The organism is Flammeovirga sp. SubArs3, assembly GCF_947387565.1.
GTDB lineage: Bacteria > Bacteroidota > Bacteroidia > Cytophagales > Flammeovirgaceae > Flammeovirga > Flammeovirga agarivorans.
On record NZ_CANDOA010000011.1, the window covers coordinates 99,857 to 117,914 of the forward strand.

Genomic DNA, 18,058 nt, shown 5'->3' on the forward strand with positions numbered 1-18,058 from the left:
TACTCTTCAACCTTTTCTTTTTTTCTAAACTTCTATTGTAAAACCTGCCTTTTCTAAGCCTTTTTCTAAATGCTTTGCAAGTGATTCTTCTTTAATAAATCGTCGTATTAATAGATGACTATTTTGAACAAAATCAGGCCTTAGCTTTAAGAGTTCTTGAAGATGCTTTTGAGCTTCTTCTATCTGACCAAGCTGAGCATAACAAGCGGTTCTTAGAAGAGGTCCCCAAATGACTAAAGGAACATGATAACTATTGGCCTCAACTAATGCATTCTCATAATCATGTTTTCTATAATGTGATAAACATTGCACACCGCGAAGCCAGACAGGGAAATCAATATTGTTTTGGTAAATCCTGTCTAACAATTCTATTCCTTTATCCCATTCTCCATACAAGCACAAGAAATTAGCAAAAATACCTAAACGAAGCGGAGTGTTTGATGCTGTTTTTATGCTATTGTTGACAATATGAAAAAAGCGATCTCTTTCATCGAAAACAAAAGTCTTGTAAGCGATCATTACTTGTACAATCTGACTTTTAGGATTTAAGGTATAGGCTTTTTCGATTAACCTTTCACACTCTTCTTTGTCCTGTTCAGTCCCCATTGCATTGATATAAACAGCACCATGCAAGTTCCCTAATAATGCATTTAAAATAGCAGAATCAGGGTCTTCTTTTAAAGAATCTTTTAATGTGGATAAAAACTGATGATGGGAATCTTTTGTAAAGCGAGAGAGATAAAAATACCACATCAGTAAGGCTTGATCCTCTTTATAAGTGGTAGGTCTACTGACTAATAATTCTTTGTATCTTTTTTCATTGATATGCCCTGTTTCCGACCCTACATGAGTGGCAATTTGGGCTGTAATATTTTCTTGAATATCAAAAAGATCGTCTTCTTGAAGATTGAATTTATAATGCTCTCCCCAAGTATGTGAATTGTCACTAAGGTCAGTCATATGAATGGATAATTTCGCTTGCGTTCCCATTATTTTCATATCACCCTGAATAACAAAACGGATGTTCTGTGCTTTTAATCCTTCAATAAACTTATTGTCATAATTGATACTCTCAGAACTAAGCGTAGAACCTATGATTTTTATATCATCATATTTTGATAACTGAATGGATAAATCTTGAGAAAACCCAAAGCAAAAGTATTCTAAATCTTTATTACTAGATAGGTTTTTGAAAGGTAGAATAGTGACACATGCCTTTTCTTCTAAGGGAGTATATTGTATCGTTGAATTAGGCGTATTTGATGTATTATCACCTTCATCAATACTATTTTTAATAGGCGTTACTAGAGGTATGTATTTCCCTTTTGGGATATCAATTTTTAGAAGATCATTTTTCCCCTCTTCTAAATAATATAATTTCAATAATCTTCTTAGTCGACCAACATTAATACGAACTAAAGCATTTTGATCAGGGTCGAAACTATCTCCCTGCTCAAAAACATCTATTCCAATATTATAGCCTTTCAATTGATCCGCTCTTCCCTCAATATATTCAGTCACAATATATTCTAAGAGTTTTCTCATTTTTGGTTTGTTGATAAACTCATCACTCAATGTGATTTTTTGAAGTTGTTCCTGCAATTGAGTATCGATCATTTCTAGAAGATTTTATGACTTTACGATTAACTGTAACATACAGTTAATAACTAATATAGAACTATATTTTTTCTAATATTTCGTGTTACTGAATATAACGAGAAATCTGATAACAAGTTTTTGAAATTTGGGATTTAATACTGAAAAATTATGATAAGATATATCAAGATTTTATTCCTGTTTTTATTAGGAATAATACCTCATAATTCTTTCACACAAGATATTCTATGGCTTCATTATTTTAATCAGTATAAACTATCTTATAAGTTTAGCATTGACTCAGACATAGGATATCGGGAATATTTCTCAGAAGGAAATAGAGGACAAATTAGGAGTGGATTAAGGTATGATATTACTGAAAATATGTATGTAAGGGCAGGGGTAATGTTTGTTGATGGAACACAGGTTCGTCAAGAACTGCGTCCGTATCAAGATTTCGTAATTAAAACAAGATTTAATGCTTTCACTCTTTCTCAAAGAGTTCGTTTTGAGGAACAATTTTTTGGAGATAATGCTCAAACCAAAGTGAGGTTGAGATATAATCCTTCTATTAAGTATTCTTCCTCTTTTGGCTATTTGACTTTTGGAATAGAACCCTTTGTATCTCTCAATGAAAAAGACTTAAGAATAGCGAGTAATCGAACGTATGTAGGGATAATAAGGAGAGCCTATAAGAATATTTTTGTCACATTAGAGTATATCAATGAAAGGGGATATAAAAGAAACGAAAGACAGCATATAAATGAAACAAATTTGATCCGCGTTAAAATAAATCATGTGATACACCCTTTGAAAGTCGGGCCTTTGTTTGGTCGTAAAAAAAAGTAACCCTGAATAACAAACTACTTTCTTCTCTTACCTCATTAAATATCTTCTTTTGATGAAGTATAACATCGTAAACAAGTGTATTTTTCGACATGTAAAATGAAAAAAGACTTAACCGTAACATACGGTATATAACTAACATCACAGCTTTATCCTACCCACATTTGTATCAAGAAAAAACAAAAAACAATGAAGGAAGTTTTTGAAGATCTTTTAAAAAATGAGCTTAAAAAGGATTTCCCATTACATAAAGAGACCATAGATCATCTCTTTAATTCTTTTGAAATGATAATGGACATTTCCAAGGATTACTTCTTATGCAAGTATCAAATAAGGGTACTAGATAAAGAGTCGAAAAGCGATTTAATAAAGGAGTATCAATATACTTTAAGAGAGCTTCGAAAAGAGTTAATCTATTTCATTAAAAGACATCATATTCAAATCAATAAAATCAATCAAAATGAACAAAAGAAAAATGAATCTGATAAAGGTGATTATACTTGCCTTTTCATTATCCGCTCTCGTTGGTTTTACTTACAATACTAAATACGATAAAAATAAAAAAGGTGGAAATCCTGATAATATTCCTGAAATAGCAGATGTAAATATCACTTCTATATCAAAGGAAGAGGCTATGGCTCCTCATTATAAGGTAGCAGGCATTATTGGAGAGAATATTAAGTTTGAGTTGTTGCTTCCAGAGGATTGGAATGGAAAATTTGTCTTCGGTGGAGGTGCAGGTTTTGTAGGGTCGGTCATCAACCTTGCATTAAGTTATAATGTTTTAGAAAAAGGCTATGCAACTGTAGGTACAGATACTGGTCATGAAGGTGCCAACCCAATTGATGGTCGATGGGCAGAAGGTGATATGGAAGCTATTGTCAACTTTGGACATATGGCTGTGCATAGAACAACAGTAGTTTCTAAGGCGATTATTGAAGCTTTTTACAACAATAAAATTGAATATAGCTATTTCGTGGGTTGTTCTAGAGGTGGTGGTCAAGCCATGATGGAAGCACAAAGATACCCCGATGATTTTGATGGTATAGTTGCTGGAGCACCTGCCTATGAATGGACTTCTGGTTTAGCGATGGGAATGACACATAATGTGAGCAAAATGTTTCCAGATCCTAATAACCTAGATGAGCCATTATTAAGTATATCAGATTTAAAATTAGTAGAGGATGCTTATTTAGAAATGTGTGATGAGTTGGACGGTATCAAAGATGGTATTTTAAATGATCCAAGAGCTTGTCATTTTGATATAGAAACATTGTTGTGTGAAGGGGATAATAAAGAGGACTGTTTATCACAAGAACAAATTGATGCCTTAAAAGCGATTTACGAAGGACCACAAGATAAAAATGGAGATATATTTTATGGTTTTCCTTTCGGGGGAGAGACACATCAAGATGGATGGGCAAAATGGATTACTGGTGGATTGAATCATGTAGATGATGGAAGTACGTTTCATCAAGGAATTGATAATTCATCGGAAGAAAAATTTACAATACCTCCAAACTATCAATATGGCTTTGGTACACATATCATGAAGTTCTTTATCTACCAAGATTCAGCATGGACGTACACAGACTATGATTATGATACATTCAGAGATGATGCCTTACTTATAGGTCAAACGTTGAATGCTTCAAGCCCTGATTTATCAAAATTTAGAGCCAACGGAGGAAAGTTAATGATGTACTCTGGATGGTCTGATCCTGCCATTACTTCATTAGGTACCATTGGTTATTATGAAGATGTGATTGACTTTGATGAAACAGCACAAGAGGATGTGAAATTGTTCATGATGCCGGGTGTATTACACTGTGCTGGTGGTGATGGTCCATGGTATGTAAACTGGGTAGATGAAATAGACAATTGGGTAGCCAATGAAAAAGACCCCGAACAAATCACAGTGTATTTTATCGATGAAGATATGAAGCTTGCAGGTTCGAGATTACTTTGTCCTTACCCTACAGCTGCTGAATACGATGGAGTAGGTGATACTCGAGATGTAAGATCATTTAACTGTGGAAACTAGACAACTTAAGAAACAGAAACCAATTAATTTTTTCATAGTCAACTAACTTAGTTTTTAAACTAATCCAATGAGTGCCACCTTTCATTTTTCGTAAATGGGGTGGTTTTTCTTTTTTGAAGATGAAAGAACCTTTTATACACACAAGTATTAAACTAGAAGATGAAAACCTTTTAAAGAGATATTTTGATGTAAAAGTAAGTAGCGCTTCTCCTTCGGCCTTGAAGGGAAAAGCGTTAAGAATTTCATGGAATGAGCCGTTAAAAATGATTTTCTTGTTTGAGCGCAGCGAGTTTAAAATCATTTAGGCGAGAGTAATGGAATTTAGCTTTTGACTTCTAAGCCTTGAATTTTTTGCTTCGTTTTTGTTTCAAGACAAAAATGAAGAAGAAGGAAGTTTGAAAGCAGATCGTAGAAAATTTGTAGAATTATGGGTTAACAATAAAAAACAAAATCAATCCCCATGTAACATTTTCCATGTTACCGTTACATACGGTGTTTAACTAACATAAGAGCTGATAGAATGAGACTTTTGTAAGGTAATCTAATCAAAGAACATAATCATTCAATCATGAAAAGAACATTGAAATACTTCATTCTACTATTGCTACTCTCAGCAAGTTCACTGGCTTATAGTCAGAATAGGGCTGATGAGATAGCACAGAAATTACAGAATCCATTATCAAAATTATCAGCACTACCTATCCAAAATAACATCGGTTACAATGCCGATAATTCTGTGAGTTATGGTTTATCATTCCAACCAATTCATGCAACTAGTTATGATAACTTTAACCTCATCCACAGAGCAGTTATTGGCGTCAATTATACGCCAGGAATGGATGGGGGTGCTGAGATAGGAAAAATTGATGGACAATGGGGGTTAACAGATATCAACTACTCTCTTTTGTTCTCTCCTAAAACAGTCAAAAAAGTAGCTTGGGGTATAGGACCTTCCATCAATCTACCAACGGCTACAAGTGATGTCTTTGGAACAGGACAATGGAGTGGCGGTTTATCTGCAGTACTTGTTTATCAAACTGGAAAATGGACTTTTGATGGTGTAATCAGACAAACATGGTCTTTTGCTGGAGATAACACAAGAACAGGAGTAAACCAAATGGTATTACAACCACTTATTGCCTACAGTTTAGGTAATGGATGGATCATCAATACTTTCCCCACAATTATGGCAAACTGGGATCATGCACAAGGTCAACAATGGACTGTACCTGTTGGAGGAGGACTTAGTAAAGTAGTATTTATGGGAAATTTACCTGTTGCTATCGGTGCTCAATATTACAAGTATGTAGTCAGACCAGACTCTGCACCAACACAAGAATTTAGGCTAATGGCCAACTTCGTTTTCTCTAAATAATCAATCACTTCAAATCAATAATTACAATGAATAAGATATTATCAATAGCAGTTACTTCATTAGTTATGTGTGGTACGCTACAAGCACAAGATGATAAATATATGGGAAGTCAAGTAGAAACAACTGTTCTTCCAAATGGAGGAATTGTCAATCAAGAAGCTCCTAAATCTATTATAAAAACAATGCCTCATCAACCCAATGTTGTAAAATTAGCAGATGGAGTTTGGAGTATTGAAGGTTTTGCTCATGTTAACTGTGGCGTTATTGAAGGAGAAAATTCTTTGATCGTTTACGATACAGGAAATGATGTCATTGATGGAAAAAAGTTTTTAGATGAAATAAAAAAGGTAAGTGATAAACCTGTTAAGACAGTTATTTATAGCCACGCTCATTATGTATGGGGAACAACTTCTTTACTAGAAGGGCAACAAACCTATAATATTATTGGTCATGCAAACCTCAATAAAAACATAAAAGAAAGTAAAGGTCTTGGTTCATCTGTTCCAGAGTTGGCACCAGTATTAACGGCAAGAGCATATGAACAATTTGATATTTATACGCCAAACGAAGGGGATGATGCTCCACTATTTTCTTCTCCAATTGGTAAAAATGAAAAAGGTTTTATGCCGGTAACTACCCCTGTTGAAGATGGTGAAGAATTAACGATAGACGGTGTAAAAATGCAATTTTTCACAAATTACGGTAGTGATACTGATGATTGTTTGATGGTGTATTTCCCTGAAAAAGATGTCGTCTTAAATAATTTATATTGGCCATTTTATTCAAATCAATATACTTTAAGAGGATCTATGTATAGAAATCCCCTTCCTTGGATGGAAGGACTTAGAAAGATTAGAGATTTGAATCCTGAATACTTAATCAGTACGCATACATTTGCCATTTCAGGAAAGAATAAAGTGGTTGAAGCAGTTACAAATTACCATGATGGTTTAGCCTTCTTATACGATCAGACGCTAAGACAAACTTTATTAGGAGCTACTCCAGAAGAAATGCGTCATAGTATTCAGTTACCTAAGCACCTTGCAGAATGGCCTACCAACCAGTTAACATATGGCGAAATGAGTCATTATCCTCAAAATATTTACAATAATGCCTTAGGGTGGTACGATGGTAATGCGACTAAAATCAATACGGTTGAGCCAAGTATAGAAGCTCAAAAAATGGTGGAAGGTTTTGGAGGAAAAACCAAAATGATGGAAAACATTGCTACTGCCATGGAAAATAAAGAATATTCATGGGCTACACAGTTATCAGATTACTTATATAAAGTATATCCTAATGACCAAGATGTTCGTCAGCAAAAAGCAGATGCTTTAAGAAAGATGGGACAAACCACAGAATCTTCTATTTCTAGATCTTGGTATTTGGGACAAGCAAGAGCATTAGAAAACAAGGTGATGATTCCTCATATGATGTTACCGGAAGTAGATGAAGTGATGGATTCAGAACCAGGAACGTATGTGAATTTGATGAGGGTAAGAATTGATCCGGAAAAAAGTAAGACTACAAATGAAGTAATTGTTTTTGAATTTACGGATGTGGAAAATAGTCCTCAATTTGGATTACATATCAGAAAAGGAGTGGCTGAATTTATTGAAAATCCTGATACCTACTACAAAATGCAAAATGTAGTCATTAAGGTACCTAGAGCATTATTTGCCAATTATTATACAGGGAAAATTAACGCAGAGAAATTATTATTTAATAGTAATGTGTCTGTAAGTACTAATAAAATAGAGGCACACTGGTTATTAGAACAATTTGATTGGTTTGATGCTAAGTCTCCAATATTGAAATACAATAAGATGGCTAGTAAATAACCTTTTCCAATGAACATAAGCAAGTACTGGGGTAGAAATACCTCAGTACACTATTTCAACAAATTGAAGATGAAAAAATTCACTAAAGTTCTCCTTGCTCTACTATCCACTTTTATTTTTGGAAATCTACAATCATATGCCTCTGAAATACTAGAAGAAAAAGAGGCTAACACCATCAATGATAGTATTCCAAAGCCAATGTTTACTTATAATTTCGCAGGTAGAATTCATAAATCATTAATGTTGGTGGACGATGGAGGTGGTACATTGGTAGGGCCTTATGTGATGGACTCTGACCAAGCACCTTCACGGTTAAAACTAGTTGTTCAAAGTGAAAAATCATTGCCTTTTTATGTTGGAGCTAATGTAGAAGTGGCTATGCAGAGTAGAAGGCCCTCTCATATTACACAAGAGCAAGCAAACCCTGGTTCTGTGATTCGAATGCTAGCAAGTGAGTTAACTTTTGGGCATGAAAAGTTTGGCTTTATAGATGTAGGAATAGGTTTAACTTCTTCCACAATGTTTCTGCATAGTGATTTAAGTGGTATAGCAAATGGTAATATCTTGATTTTAGGATTGGCCTCACAAGGGTTGTATTTTAGAGATCGAGAAACAGAGGAACTGAGTGATACTCAAATTAGAGATTATTTTTATACTCCAGAAAGAATGCTGATTACAGATAGAGTACGTTATAGAAGTCCCGTCTTTTTTAATGGTCTTGAAGTACAAGCAAGTATAAGTACATCTGCTCAATGGGATGCAGCCATCAATTATTTTAAGAACTACGAACAATGGGATTTCAGGTCTTATATATCTTATGAACATCAGCCTTCACCTACTTTTTCAGGAAGAACGGTATTGGGAATATCAGGAAAACACCATGCTACGGGGTTGAGTATTTCATCTTTATTCTCAACAGCAAGTAAAATGGATGATATGAATAATTCTAACGGATATATAGTTAGGTTAGGAATAGAGAGAAATTGGTGGAAATATGGTTCAACATCTTTTGTCTTAGATTATTCCGAAGGATTTTCAATTGGTAATAGTAACGATAAAATAGAAAGCTTAGGAGTATATACTCAACAAAAAATTAATCCTTTAAATTTTGATATTTATGCTGGAATAAGAACCTATTCAGTTTTTAGTACAGAGAATAGTTTACTCCCTATCAAAACGTACACAATGGGGTTGATTTTCACCTTCTAATAATGAGATTTATGACACATGTTTTTGAAAATATCACTATTAATATAGGCAATATCTTATCATCATTCTTGATTATAGGTGTTGCCCTAACCTTAAAATTCTCGTTTCGAAGATTATTAAATAAAACAGTAATGACTTCTACTTTTCAGACAAGAAGAAAAGTAGTCATTTCTAAAGTGATTAATGTAGCAATCATCGTAATTTCAATATTAATGATATTAGGAGTATGGGAAGTGAATTCTGAAGATTTGGCTATATATTTGACCTCTATTTTTACAATTATAGGGGTTGCATTTTTTGCACAATGGTCGCACCTATCCAATGTAACGGCATGTATAATTATATTTTTAACAAGCCCATTAAAGATAGGTGATCAAATCCATATCTACGAAGGTAATGGTATCCAAGGAGCAATAACAGATATAGGATTATTCTTTACCACCATTATTACAGAAGAGAATCAAAGACTGATGTTGACCAATACAGCATTTATGCAAAAGTTATGGTCAGTAAAAATTTCAACAATAAAATGAAAAAAATGTATTTATAGTTTTAGTTATTACTCAAACTCTTATTTAAATAAAAGAGTTTGATGCTATATACTTATATAAGTATTACAATAAATAATCGTCACTTGCATATTCTTTTCACTTCACTTTTTAATACAGGAAGTAATTCTATTTCAAACCAGTCGTTCTTCTTAAGCCATATATTATTTCTGGGCGAGGGGTGTGGCATAACAAAATAATGTGGATAGTAACTTTTCCAATTTTTGACAGTTGATGTCAAGGTTTCTTGTCTTCGCTCAGCTAAGAAATACTTTTGTGCATATTGGCCAATTAAAAGTGTCAGTTCAATATTTTGTAATTCTTTCATGATCTTCCCCATCCATTGTTTGGCACAAATAGGTCGTGGGGGCAGATCACCGGATTTTCCTTTTCCGGGAAAACAAAAATCCATTGGAACAATTGCCACTTTCTCTTTATCATAAAAGTCTTTATCAGAAATTTCCATCCATTCTCTAAGTCTTCTTCCACTTGCATCATTCCATGGAATACCCGATTCTATGGCTTTAATTCCAGGAGCTTGTCCAATAATTAATATCTTAGACTTTGATGAAAAATTTAATAGAGGTTTAGCATCTGGAGGGGAACAACCTTTACATATATCTGAGTTAATGATCTCTTCTAATAAAAGTTGTGCAGAGTCCATATTATTTTTTAATTGATTTAAGAGTTAAGTGTTTCTTGCTTGTTTTGCGTCTTGTATATCGAAAAAAATGTACTTAAAATTAGGAGGATCATAGAAAGGATACCTAGGAAGCTACCCATATTATTTTCCCAACTTAAATTGGAGTAATCGACAACAGTAAGTTGTCCGATGATAACCGTAATGGCTAGTATTATTGTGACAATTCTTCCTTTTTTCATTCTTAGTTTTTGGTTAAAGTGAAAACGCTATACAGGTATAATGTATAGCGTATTGATAAATAATATTATCCTTGATTGGGGATATAGAAGAATTCCTCTCGGACAATCTTTCCATTTTTTACTTCATATAATGCGATTTCGCTACTTTGAGAGCGTTGACCTGTAGGCTTAAATGTCGCATCCATCATTACTGAACAAGAGAAGTAATCATCGGCAACTACTGGATCAGATATTTCATAACTGTGAGGTTCCATCATCTCCATAAATTGTTTTCCTTTTGCTGCGAGGCCTTCTTTTCCTCTTACTTCTTTTACGGGAGCACCATCGGGTTCAATGCTTACACAGTCATCAGCAAATAGCTCAGCATGAGCCGTTTCGAAGTCGCCTTTTCTACAAAGTTCTACCAAGCGGTTAGCAATTTCTTGAATAGTCATAAGTTAAGTTTTGGATGTTATCAATATGTTTTGAATATAACCTTTTTAACCTATTTCTTCAATAAATTTGAGTGGATAAATAATGAATTTATTCACTAAATTTTTCTTCAAAATATTGAATTACTTCCTCGCGACTATTTTTTACTTTTTGAATAAACTCTGCTGTAACATTTAACTCATTATTGTAGTCAAAAGACCAAACCATCATATCTAATAGAACGGGCAGCAGACTTTTTCCTTTTTCCGTTAGAAAATATTCTTTCTGGGTTTTCTTCAGTGCATAAACTTCAGAGCGGATCACACCATTTTGTTCCAACTTCTTTAATCGATCAGAAAGAATATTGGTAGCGATTTTCTCACCTGAATTTTGAAAGTCTTTATAGAATCTTTTTTGATCAAAAATCATATCTCTTATGATCAATAAAGTCCATTTATCACCAAAAAAATCTAACGCAAAACTTATAGGACATTCAGACCTCATATATTGTTCTATTTTGAAATGAATTAATGCTTGCAATCTAAAAGCTTTGTAAGAAGTATCCTACTTTAAAAATAAGTATTGGCATTTCTGAACTTTCCTCCAATCATCCAAAAGAGAAAACGGAGGAACCCGTTGATGGGCTGAACAGCATCCCAATGTTCTACAATTTTCCCATTTTGAACTTTCCACACATCAATGATATTTAACCCTTTCTTGGGGTTTCCTCTATGTTTTTTGTTGTTGGTAGCATGAGAATGAACCGTAACATGATCACCATCTACATAGATATGCTTAACGTCGTATTGATAATCTGGATATTGTTTAGCAAAATCTGAGACAACATCCAATACACCGTCTAGTCCATCTGTCATACTTTGGTTGTGTTGTTTATACGGGTTACCTCCATAGGTTTTTCTGACATAGTCAAAGTCATGGTTATTCATGATATTCTGAATAAAGTCAACGACAATAGTAGCATTCTCAAGTTCTTTGTTGGACCAATGCTCTTTTTTTAAGTGATCTAAGTTGATTTGAAGAGTTTCCATAAGTTATAAATTTTAGAGTAATTTCATACACTTGCAAAATGCAAGTAAACAAATGTAATAAACAACGCTTGCAAAATGCAAGTGAAATGGATTTTTATTTTCATTTAACTATAAATTCGATAGGAATTACACCACGATTTGTCTTAAGATGCATTTATGTCATCAATAAGCAGAATTTAAAAAACTGTTACAGGATTTTGATAGTCAGTAGATCATCCTCAACGTTTTCTCTGATATCAATAGAAAAACAGACTATTCAACAAATGAAATATAAGATCTACCGAATTATAATTACGGCTTTAGGATGTGCTGCTTTTACAGCATGTAAAACAACAAATGCAAGTAAACAAAAACAGATAGACAGGCATTATTCCGAAAATAAAGAGGTTTCTCAACCCAAAATAAATCCATGGTTAGTATCAGATAAGATGGCTACGACTCATTTTGATATGGCACAATCTGACAACTTTGAAGCACCAATAAAAAAAGGCGTTTTTAAAGTGGATCCTTTAACTGCAAAAAGTATAACAGCAGGTCCTGTGAATATTATCACATTAAAGGCGAAAGAGGATGGTTTTTGGTGGGCTTTGTCAACTGATAAAATCATTTATATCGATGGTCGTAAGGGCGATTGGAAGAAAGTAGCGGCATATCAACTACCAAAAGTTCCTGAGATTAGTGATGAAAAATTGGAAGCTGTGATTGGTAGATCATATTCTGATAGTGCATCATTAGCGAAAGACTATGATAAAAATTGGGCACCAACAAAGCTTCAGAACCCAACATTAAGAATGCTTACGGGCAATAGTATTTATGCCTTCGTCGACAAAGATGGTAACCTATATTTTACAGCATCTGGGCACATTCATAAACTTAGATTTACAGGAGAGACAGTAGATGAAGTAAGTGTTATGAATGTAAAAGACCAAATGGCTATACCTCAGGAACTGGCAAAATATATAGATATGAAATTGGTACCAGGTGGAATTACCGGAGCCCAAATTGCTTATGACGGAACAGTCATTGTGGGTACTATTTTCGGTTTAATTGCACTAGACAATAATCTTACTGAAGTAAAAGATAATTTAGCTTTACCAATTGAGGCTTTTTATAGTACTTATCCTCCAAAAGGCAATACAAGTCCTGAGTTTATCTCTAACTCATTTGCTATGGATGAAGAAAATGCTATTTACTTGGCAAGTGGAGTGATGATGAACAAAATTATTTGGAACGGTGATTCATTCTCAACTAGGTCAGAAGACGGAGCATGGTCTGTTCCTTATAAAACAGGAGAGTTGACACCGACGATAAAATATGGAACAGGTACTGGATCAACACCGACTTTAATGGGATTTGGTGAGGATGAAGATCAACTGGTTGTAATTACGGATGGAGCAAATAAAATGAATCTAACTGCTTTTTGGAGAGAACGCCAGGACAATGGAAAACAATTGGCAGATGCTATTGAAGTGAATTGTGGCTATGGAGAATCATCTCCTGAGTTTATTCAGTCGGAACAGTCTGTAGCAACTTTGGGGTATGGTGCTTTCGTTGTAAATAACATTGCTCCTAATGCAGGTGGATTAAGAGATTTTGATCCAATAAATAGAGTAAATGATTTGATCTTTAACGTACTGGCTGTTGGTCCGATTGTAGAAGCGGGTAAAGGTATCGAGAAATTTGAGTGGGATACTAAAGAAAACAAATGGACAAGTCAATGGTCGAATGCTACCATTGCATCAACAAGTATGGTCCCATCAGTAAGTTCCACTTCAAATATTGTATTGGTTAATACTTATGACCCAGAAAAAGGATGGGAGATTTTAGGTTTTGATTGGAATACAGGAATGCAAGTTCATGAAGTGAATTTTGGAAAAACATCTTATGGTAATGGTGCATATGCACTGATTCAATACGATGAAGAAGGTAACCTGATTTTTAACGGAATCGGTGGTACTATGAAAGTCGAATTGAAATAAATAAAGCAACCTCATCTCTTTTAGAATTATTTTTTTGAGAGGTGAGGTTTTTTATGGTTGATGTGAAACTATATTTTTTCGTTCCTAATTGAAATCCTACTTGTTTTTAGCAGCTGTAATAGTAAAACTATACTTAACTAATTCTATAAATTAATACCATTGATAAATAATATTACTAAAAAATAGTGTTAAATTAATTTACTGATTTTTAAAAATTATTTAAGTTAACACAAAGGTAATATTAGATATATGATTGATAATAAACAGTTCAAATTCATACAAATAACAATGTATACTTTTGAGTCGTGATAATTAAATAACAACGACGAACTGCATACAAATATGAACTTGAAGAGTTTTTATAATAGCTCATTGTTCTTTATGATATTGTTTGGGGGGCCATTATCTGCTCAAACTATAAATGATTCAATAGCATCCGTTTCAACTACAGAACCTACCAATATTGTGGTTGGATACCAACTAAATCAACAACAATTAGGTACTTTGGGAGGTCCTGTTGGTGCTTTAGTGATGACTCCCGGAGCTCAATTAAATGGTAAGTCTCAACTTTCTTTTAGGGGACTATCTCCAGGGTATAATGCGGTCTATCTTGATGGAATCCTAGCACCTAGTACTGAAACAAGTACCAAAGCATTTTCTTTCAAAATGATTCCATCCTCTGCAATATCAGAAATGGATATTTATACTACTGGAGCAGCTGGTATAAGTGGAGAGTTTGGTGGAGCTGCAATAGCGATGCATTCAAAAAATAAAGTCTCTAAAAACTTCAACATATTTTCAGTAAAATTAGGGTATCTACCTCAAACAACGGGACAAGATTTCTATCAACCGATAAATTATGGAGGTGCAGCGGATTTTTTTGGGTTTGGTGTAGACAAAAGAAACTTTTCAAATGATATAGCCTCTCCAGATCAATTGCAAAATATGAGTAGAAATGAATCTGCTGCTCAAGCTGCTCAATTGGAAAATGTTTGGGGAATAAACAAAACAACAGCATTGCCTAATATGGGAATGTCCTATTATATGGGCAGAGATCTCGGAGGCAGTAGAGTGAAAGTATCTACAGTCAATGGATTTTCCTTCGATAAATCATCTAAAACGGCTTATTCCGATCGATATGGTTATTCAGGTTATGAAACGGATGCATCAGGTACTGTTGTTGGAAGTAGAACAAAATATTATAATAACGACCATATTTATCAACAGAATACGCAACTAAACATGGTTTCTAATTGGAACTTTGAATTTAACCCTAAATCAACGATTTCTGTATCCAATTACTTTTTACATCATGCAAACAATATGTTTTCTCTAAGACATGGGTTAGAATATGATGATCAATATGAAAGGTTAATGTATGCTACAGATTATATTACAAGTTCCGTTTACATGGGTAGAATCAATGGTCAACATTTACTTGGTGTGGATGAAAAAACCTCAGTAAAATGGGCTTTAGGATATTCCCATACCACTAGAAATGAACCAGATTACCGAATATCTGGAGCACAACGATTAATGGGAACTACCGGAGATTTTTATTTATTAATTCCTCGTTCATCGAAAGCAGATGCAGGTTCTCGTTATGCTTCACAACTAAAAGAAAACACATATTCGGCAAGAACAGATTTTGCAAGAAAGTTAACCAATGAAATCACATTAAAGGCAGGGCTATATGCAGAATATTCCGAAAGAGGTTTTGATAGTAGATTGACATCTTTTGCACAAGACGATAACACTGCATACGAGTTACGTTATCCTTCAGCTAGTGAGATTGGGAGTATCTTTTCTCCAGAAAACTTTGGTCCAAATGGATATTATTTGATTGATGGTACTCGTCCTTCTGATTCATACTATGCAAATAGTAAGCTTATGGCAGAGTACATTGGGGTTGAATTACCAATTTCTAAGTCAACTTTTATGTCTACAGGAGTAAGAATAGAAACTTTTGATCAGACGCTAAATAGTGATACCGTTCAAGTAAATAATAATTCAACAGATATTCTTCCTTATATAAATATCACACAAAAAGACCATTGGGGAGGAGCTTGGACTGCATCTTATGCCAAGACCATAAATCGTCCTGCTTTTAGAGAACTTGCACCTTTTACCTATTATGATTTTGAGTGGCGAACAGATATCTCTGGAAATCCTGATTTAGAGAATACGGAGATACATAATTTTGAAATTGGGTACTCCAAATCTTTTCAATCAGGGATGAGGTTTTCAGCCTCTGCATTTTATAAATACCTTGATAACCCGATTGAAAAAGCCTATCGCATACGTTCTGAAAGCCCAATGTTTACTTATGAGAATTCAGAATCTGCTCAGGTTTATGGTGTGGCAGTACAATGGATCACACCATTAAGTACCAATAAACATCATTGGCTTAACGATTTTACATTAATGACCAATGCTTCGTATGTATACTCACAAGTAGCATTATCTGAAGAATCTCAAGAGGCTTCATCCACCAGAGCATTGCAAGGGCAGGCTCCCTATACAGTAAACATGGCACTTAGTTATACTTGGAAAAAACAAGTTTTCAGTCTAATGTATTATACACAAGGCATGAGTCTGTATACGGTTGGGGACGGACAAGAAACATACCCTTGGTATTTGATGCCTGTGCATCATTTAGGATTCAAACTAAAAAGAAATGTAACGGATAAGTTAGACTTTTCTTTTACCGCTCAGAACTTATTAAATGCGAAAGCGACTTTCTATGAAGATGCCAATATGGATGGGCAGATAAATCCTGGAAATGGAGCAGATAAACTAATTAGAGAAGTAGAAGTTGGACCTTCGTTTACATTTGGTCTTAGTGTGAAATTCTAATCACTAGTGATGGTTGCTTATAATTTTAAAAGAAAAAATAGAATGCATAAATATATATACCTTTTAATATCCTTGTTGATATTTGGATGTCAAGTAGAATCCTTTCATGTTGACCCTTCAAAACCACAATTTGGTGACACTACTGTAGATATTACGGGTTTTGCAAAACTGATAAGCTCAATCATGGTGGAAAATGATCTGACTTATATGCAGATGGATGATACCACAGAGAATGTATCAGATTTATTAGTTGAGGATGTATTTTCAAACACTAGTTTTGGAAAAGAGGGCCATAGAGAGGAGTTAGCTGTATTAACTTCTGATACATTTTTGGGTATTCAGATAGATAATAATTTGCCTACATCCATGGAGATCCCGTCACATATTGGTGCTTTTGGTAAATCGGTAGACAAAGAGTGGTATTCAGACTCAGAATGGTTTTTAATAGATCCTATCCAAAAAGACTATAAGTACAACTCCTCTCAAGTGATTAAGCTGTCAGGAAATATTGCTGAGAACCTACACCTAACATCCAACAATCAATATCTTTTAGTAGGACAAGTATTTATTCAAGAAGGATATAGTATTACTATAGATCCGGGTACAGTTATTTTTGGAGCAGGTAGAACAGGAAATACAGAACCTGGTGTATTAATCATCAATAGGGGTGCTAAAATTTTTGCTGAAGGAACACCCGAAAATCCTATTGTATTTACTTCTTCAGCATCGGTTGGGGCAAGAGATAGAGGAGATTGGGGAGGCATTGTTCTCTTAGGAAAATCCCCCAATAATAAAGGAGAAAATGTAACGATTGAAGGGATTGATGCTACAGGCAATAATGGTCAATATGGCGGAAATGATCCTGATGATGATTCGGGTATCCTGAGGTTTGTAAGAATAGAATATTCAGGCATTGCACTTTCTCCCGGTAATGAAATAAATACATTAACCTTAGGTAGTATTGGCAGTAAAACCAAAATAGACCATATTATCACATCTTATGCTGGAGATGATGCATATGAGTGGTTTGGTGGGACTGTAAACCTACATCATCTAGTAGCTTTCAATACTTTAGACGATGATTTTGATACTGATGCAGGCTTTTCTGGATCAGTACAATATGCCTATGTATTAAGAGACGAATTGGCGGCTGATATATCAGGTTCTAAATGTTTTGAATCGACTTCCTCAAAAAATTCTAGTGCCGTTCCTGAGACCGCCTGTGTATTTTCAAATGTAACTGCTGTAGGTCCTTTATATCTATCGGAAGGGTTGTATGATCCTCAGTTTCAAAACGGATTAAAAGCATCAAACTATAGTCATCTGACTGTGACTAACTCAATAATTGTGGGTGCACCCATTGGGGCTCAGAATTACTAAAGAGTAGTCTAATAATTAGTAAATTGTAGTATATGTATTTGG

At 34.3% G+C, this 18,058-nt stretch carries 17 protein-coding genes; 11 read left to right on the forward strand and 6 right to left on the reverse strand.

Going from position 1 to position 18,058, the window contains the following annotated elements; genetic code table 11:
• Positions 1-24: 24 nt before the first annotated feature.
• Complete coding sequence (locus QL232_RS23375) at positions 25-1,617, reverse strand: hypothetical protein (protein WP_281615986.1); 1,593 nt, start codon at positions 1,615-1,617, stop codon at positions 25-27.
• Between the two features lie 150 nt (positions 1,618-1,767).
• Between QL232_RS23375 and QL232_RS23380 the strand changes: the two genes are divergently transcribed.
• From QL232_RS23380 to QL232_RS23415, 8 genes are all read left to right on the forward strand, one after another.
• Positions 1,768-2,445 carry a DUF2490 domain-containing protein gene (locus QL232_RS23380; protein ID WP_281615987.1) on the forward strand — a complete coding sequence of 226 codons (678 nt, stop codon included), beginning with the start codon at positions 1,768-1,770 and terminating at the stop codon, positions 2,443-2,445.
• 186 nt (positions 2,446-2,631) lie between these two features.
• Positions 2,632-2,988: a hypothetical protein gene (locus QL232_RS23385; protein WP_281615988.1), complete on the forward strand. Its 357-nt coding sequence runs from the start codon at positions 2,632-2,634 to the stop codon at positions 2,986-2,988.
• Positions 2,903-4,486, forward strand: coding sequence for a tannase/feruloyl esterase family alpha/beta hydrolase (locus tag QL232_RS23390; RefSeq protein ID WP_281615989.1), 1,584 nt, complete (start codon positions 2,903-2,905; stop codon positions 4,484-4,486). Before QL232_RS23385 ends, QL232_RS23390 begins: the two co-directional genes overlap by 86 nt.
• A 119-nt stretch (positions 4,487-4,605) precedes the next feature.
• A complete protein-coding gene (locus QL232_RS23395) occupies positions 4,606-4,791 on the forward strand; it encodes a hypothetical protein (protein WP_281615990.1) in 186 nt (61 codons plus the stop codon).
• Positions 4,792-5,054: 263 nt separating this feature from the next.
• A complete protein-coding gene (locus tag QL232_RS23400; protein ID WP_281615991.1) occupies positions 5,055-5,861 on the forward strand; it encodes a hypothetical protein in 807 nt (268 codons plus the stop codon).
• Between the two features lie 26 nt (positions 5,862-5,887).
• Positions 5,888-7,702 (forward strand): alkyl sulfatase dimerization domain-containing protein, encoded by a 1,815-nt coding sequence (locus QL232_RS23405; protein ID WP_281615992.1) that lies wholly within the window; start codon positions 5,888-5,890, stop codon positions 7,700-7,702.
• 69 nt (positions 7,703-7,771) lie between these two features.
• Positions 7,772-8,911 (forward strand): hypothetical protein, encoded by a 1,140-nt coding sequence (locus QL232_RS23410; protein WP_281615993.1) that lies wholly within the window; start codon positions 7,772-7,774, stop codon positions 8,909-8,911.
• A gap of 131 nt (positions 8,912-9,042) precedes the next feature.
• Positions 9,043-9,444 carry a mechanosensitive ion channel domain-containing protein gene (locus QL232_RS23415; RefSeq protein WP_281615994.1) on the forward strand — a complete coding sequence of 134 codons (402 nt, stop codon included), beginning with the start codon at positions 9,043-9,045 and terminating at the stop codon, positions 9,442-9,444.
• Positions 9,445-9,541: 97 nt separating this feature from the next.
• On the opposite strand, the gene QL232_RS23420 is transcribed toward QL232_RS23415, so the two are convergent.
• From QL232_RS23420 to QL232_RS23440, 5 genes are all read right to left on the reverse strand, one after another.
• The gene (locus tag QL232_RS23420; RefSeq protein ID WP_281615995.1) at positions 9,542-10,123 is read right to left on the reverse strand and encodes a uracil-DNA glycosylase family protein; all 582 of its coding nucleotides are present in this window, start codon (positions 10,121-10,123) and stop codon (positions 9,542-9,544) included.
• A 17-nt stretch (positions 10,124-10,140) separates the two neighbouring features.
• Positions 10,141-10,341 carry a hypothetical protein gene (locus QL232_RS23425; protein ID WP_281615996.1) on the reverse strand — a complete coding sequence of 67 codons (201 nt, stop codon included), beginning with the start codon at positions 10,339-10,341 and terminating at the stop codon, positions 10,141-10,143.
• Between the two features lie 65 nt (positions 10,342-10,406).
• On the reverse strand, positions 10,407-10,775 hold the full coding sequence (locus QL232_RS23430) for a nuclear transport factor 2 family protein (protein WP_168884777.1): 369 nt from the start codon (positions 10,773-10,775) through the stop codon (positions 10,407-10,409).
• An 88-nt stretch (positions 10,776-10,863) separates the two neighbouring features.
• Positions 10,864-11,256 carry a helix-turn-helix domain-containing protein gene (locus QL232_RS23435; protein WP_281615997.1) on the reverse strand — a complete coding sequence of 131 codons (393 nt, stop codon included), beginning with the start codon at positions 11,254-11,256 and terminating at the stop codon, positions 10,864-10,866.
• A 65-nt stretch (positions 11,257-11,321) separates the two neighbouring features.
• Positions 11,322-11,801 (reverse strand): ester cyclase, encoded by a 480-nt coding sequence (locus tag QL232_RS23440; RefSeq protein ID WP_281615998.1) that lies wholly within the window; start codon positions 11,799-11,801, stop codon positions 11,322-11,324.
• Between the two features lie 263 nt (positions 11,802-12,064).
• Between QL232_RS23440 and QL232_RS23445 the strand changes: the two genes are divergently transcribed.
• From QL232_RS23445 to QL232_RS23455, 3 genes are all read left to right on the forward strand, one after another.
• The gene (locus QL232_RS23445; RefSeq protein ID WP_281615999.1) at positions 12,065-13,780 is read left to right on the forward strand and encodes a hypothetical protein; all 1,716 of its coding nucleotides are present in this window, start codon (positions 12,065-12,067) and stop codon (positions 13,778-13,780) included.
• Positions 13,781-14,122: 342 nt separating this feature from the next.
• Positions 14,123-16,636 (forward strand): TonB-dependent receptor plug domain-containing protein, encoded by a 2,514-nt coding sequence (locus tag QL232_RS23450; protein WP_281616000.1) that lies wholly within the window; start codon positions 14,123-14,125, stop codon positions 16,634-16,636.
• Between the two features lie 42 nt (positions 16,637-16,678).
• Entirely contained in the window at positions 16,679-18,016 is a 1,338-nt protein-coding gene (locus tag QL232_RS23455) for a hypothetical protein (RefSeq protein ID WP_281616001.1), read from the forward strand.
• The last annotated feature ends 42 nt before the right edge of the window (positions 18,017-18,058 follow it).

What these genes read in the sequence shown, in the direction of transcription:
- QL232_RS23375 (WP_281615986.1), bottom strand. Translation starts at nt 1,617, where the DNA reads ATGATCGATACTCAATTGCAGGAACAACTTCAAAAAATCACATTGAGT.
- QL232_RS23380 (WP_281615987.1), top strand. Translation starts at nt 1,768, where the DNA reads ATGATAAGATATATCAAGATTTTATTCCTGTTTTTATTAGGAATAATA.
- QL232_RS23385 (WP_281615988.1), top strand. Translation starts at nt 2,632, where the DNA reads ATGAAGGAAGTTTTTGAAGATCTTTTAAAAAATGAGCTTAAAAAGGAT.
- QL232_RS23390 (WP_281615989.1), top strand. Translation starts at nt 2,903, where the DNA reads ATGAACAAAAGAAAAATGAATCTGATAAAGGTGATTATACTTGCCTTT.
- QL232_RS23395 (WP_281615990.1), top strand. Translation starts at nt 4,606, where the DNA reads ATGAAAGAACCTTTTATACACACAAGTATTAAACTAGAAGATGAAAAC.
- QL232_RS23400 (WP_281615991.1), top strand. Translation starts at nt 5,055, where the DNA reads ATGAAAAGAACATTGAAATACTTCATTCTACTATTGCTACTCTCAGCA.
- QL232_RS23405 (WP_281615992.1), top strand. Translation starts at nt 5,888, where the DNA reads ATGAATAAGATATTATCAATAGCAGTTACTTCATTAGTTATGTGTGGT.
- QL232_RS23410 (WP_281615993.1), top strand. Translation starts at nt 7,772, where the DNA reads ATGAAAAAATTCACTAAAGTTCTCCTTGCTCTACTATCCACTTTTATT.
- QL232_RS23415 (WP_281615994.1), top strand. Translation starts at nt 9,043, where the DNA reads ATGACTTCTACTTTTCAGACAAGAAGAAAAGTAGTCATTTCTAAAGTG.
- QL232_RS23420 (WP_281615995.1), bottom strand. Translation starts at nt 10,123, where the DNA reads ATGGACTCTGCACAACTTTTATTAGAAGAGATCATTAACTCAGATATA.
- QL232_RS23425 (WP_281615996.1), bottom strand. Translation starts at nt 10,341, where the DNA reads ATGAAAAAAGGAAGAATTGTCACAATAATACTAGCCATTACGGTTATC.
- QL232_RS23430 (WP_168884777.1), bottom strand. Translation starts at nt 10,775, where the DNA reads ATGACTATTCAAGAAATTGCTAACCGCTTGGTAGAACTTTGTAGAAAA.
- QL232_RS23435 (WP_281615997.1), bottom strand. Translation starts at nt 11,256, where the DNA reads ATGAGGTCTGAATGTCCTATAAGTTTTGCGTTAGATTTTTTTGGTGAT.
- QL232_RS23440 (WP_281615998.1), bottom strand. Translation starts at nt 11,801, where the DNA reads ATGGAAACTCTTCAAATCAACTTAGATCACTTAAAAAAAGAGCATTGG.
- QL232_RS23445 (WP_281615999.1), top strand. Translation starts at nt 12,065, where the DNA reads ATGAAATATAAGATCTACCGAATTATAATTACGGCTTTAGGATGTGCT.
- QL232_RS23450 (WP_281616000.1), top strand. Translation starts at nt 14,123, where the DNA reads ATGAACTTGAAGAGTTTTTATAATAGCTCATTGTTCTTTATGATATTG.
- QL232_RS23455 (WP_281616001.1), top strand. Translation starts at nt 16,679, where the DNA reads ATGCATAAATATATATACCTTTTAATATCCTTGTTGATATTTGGATGT.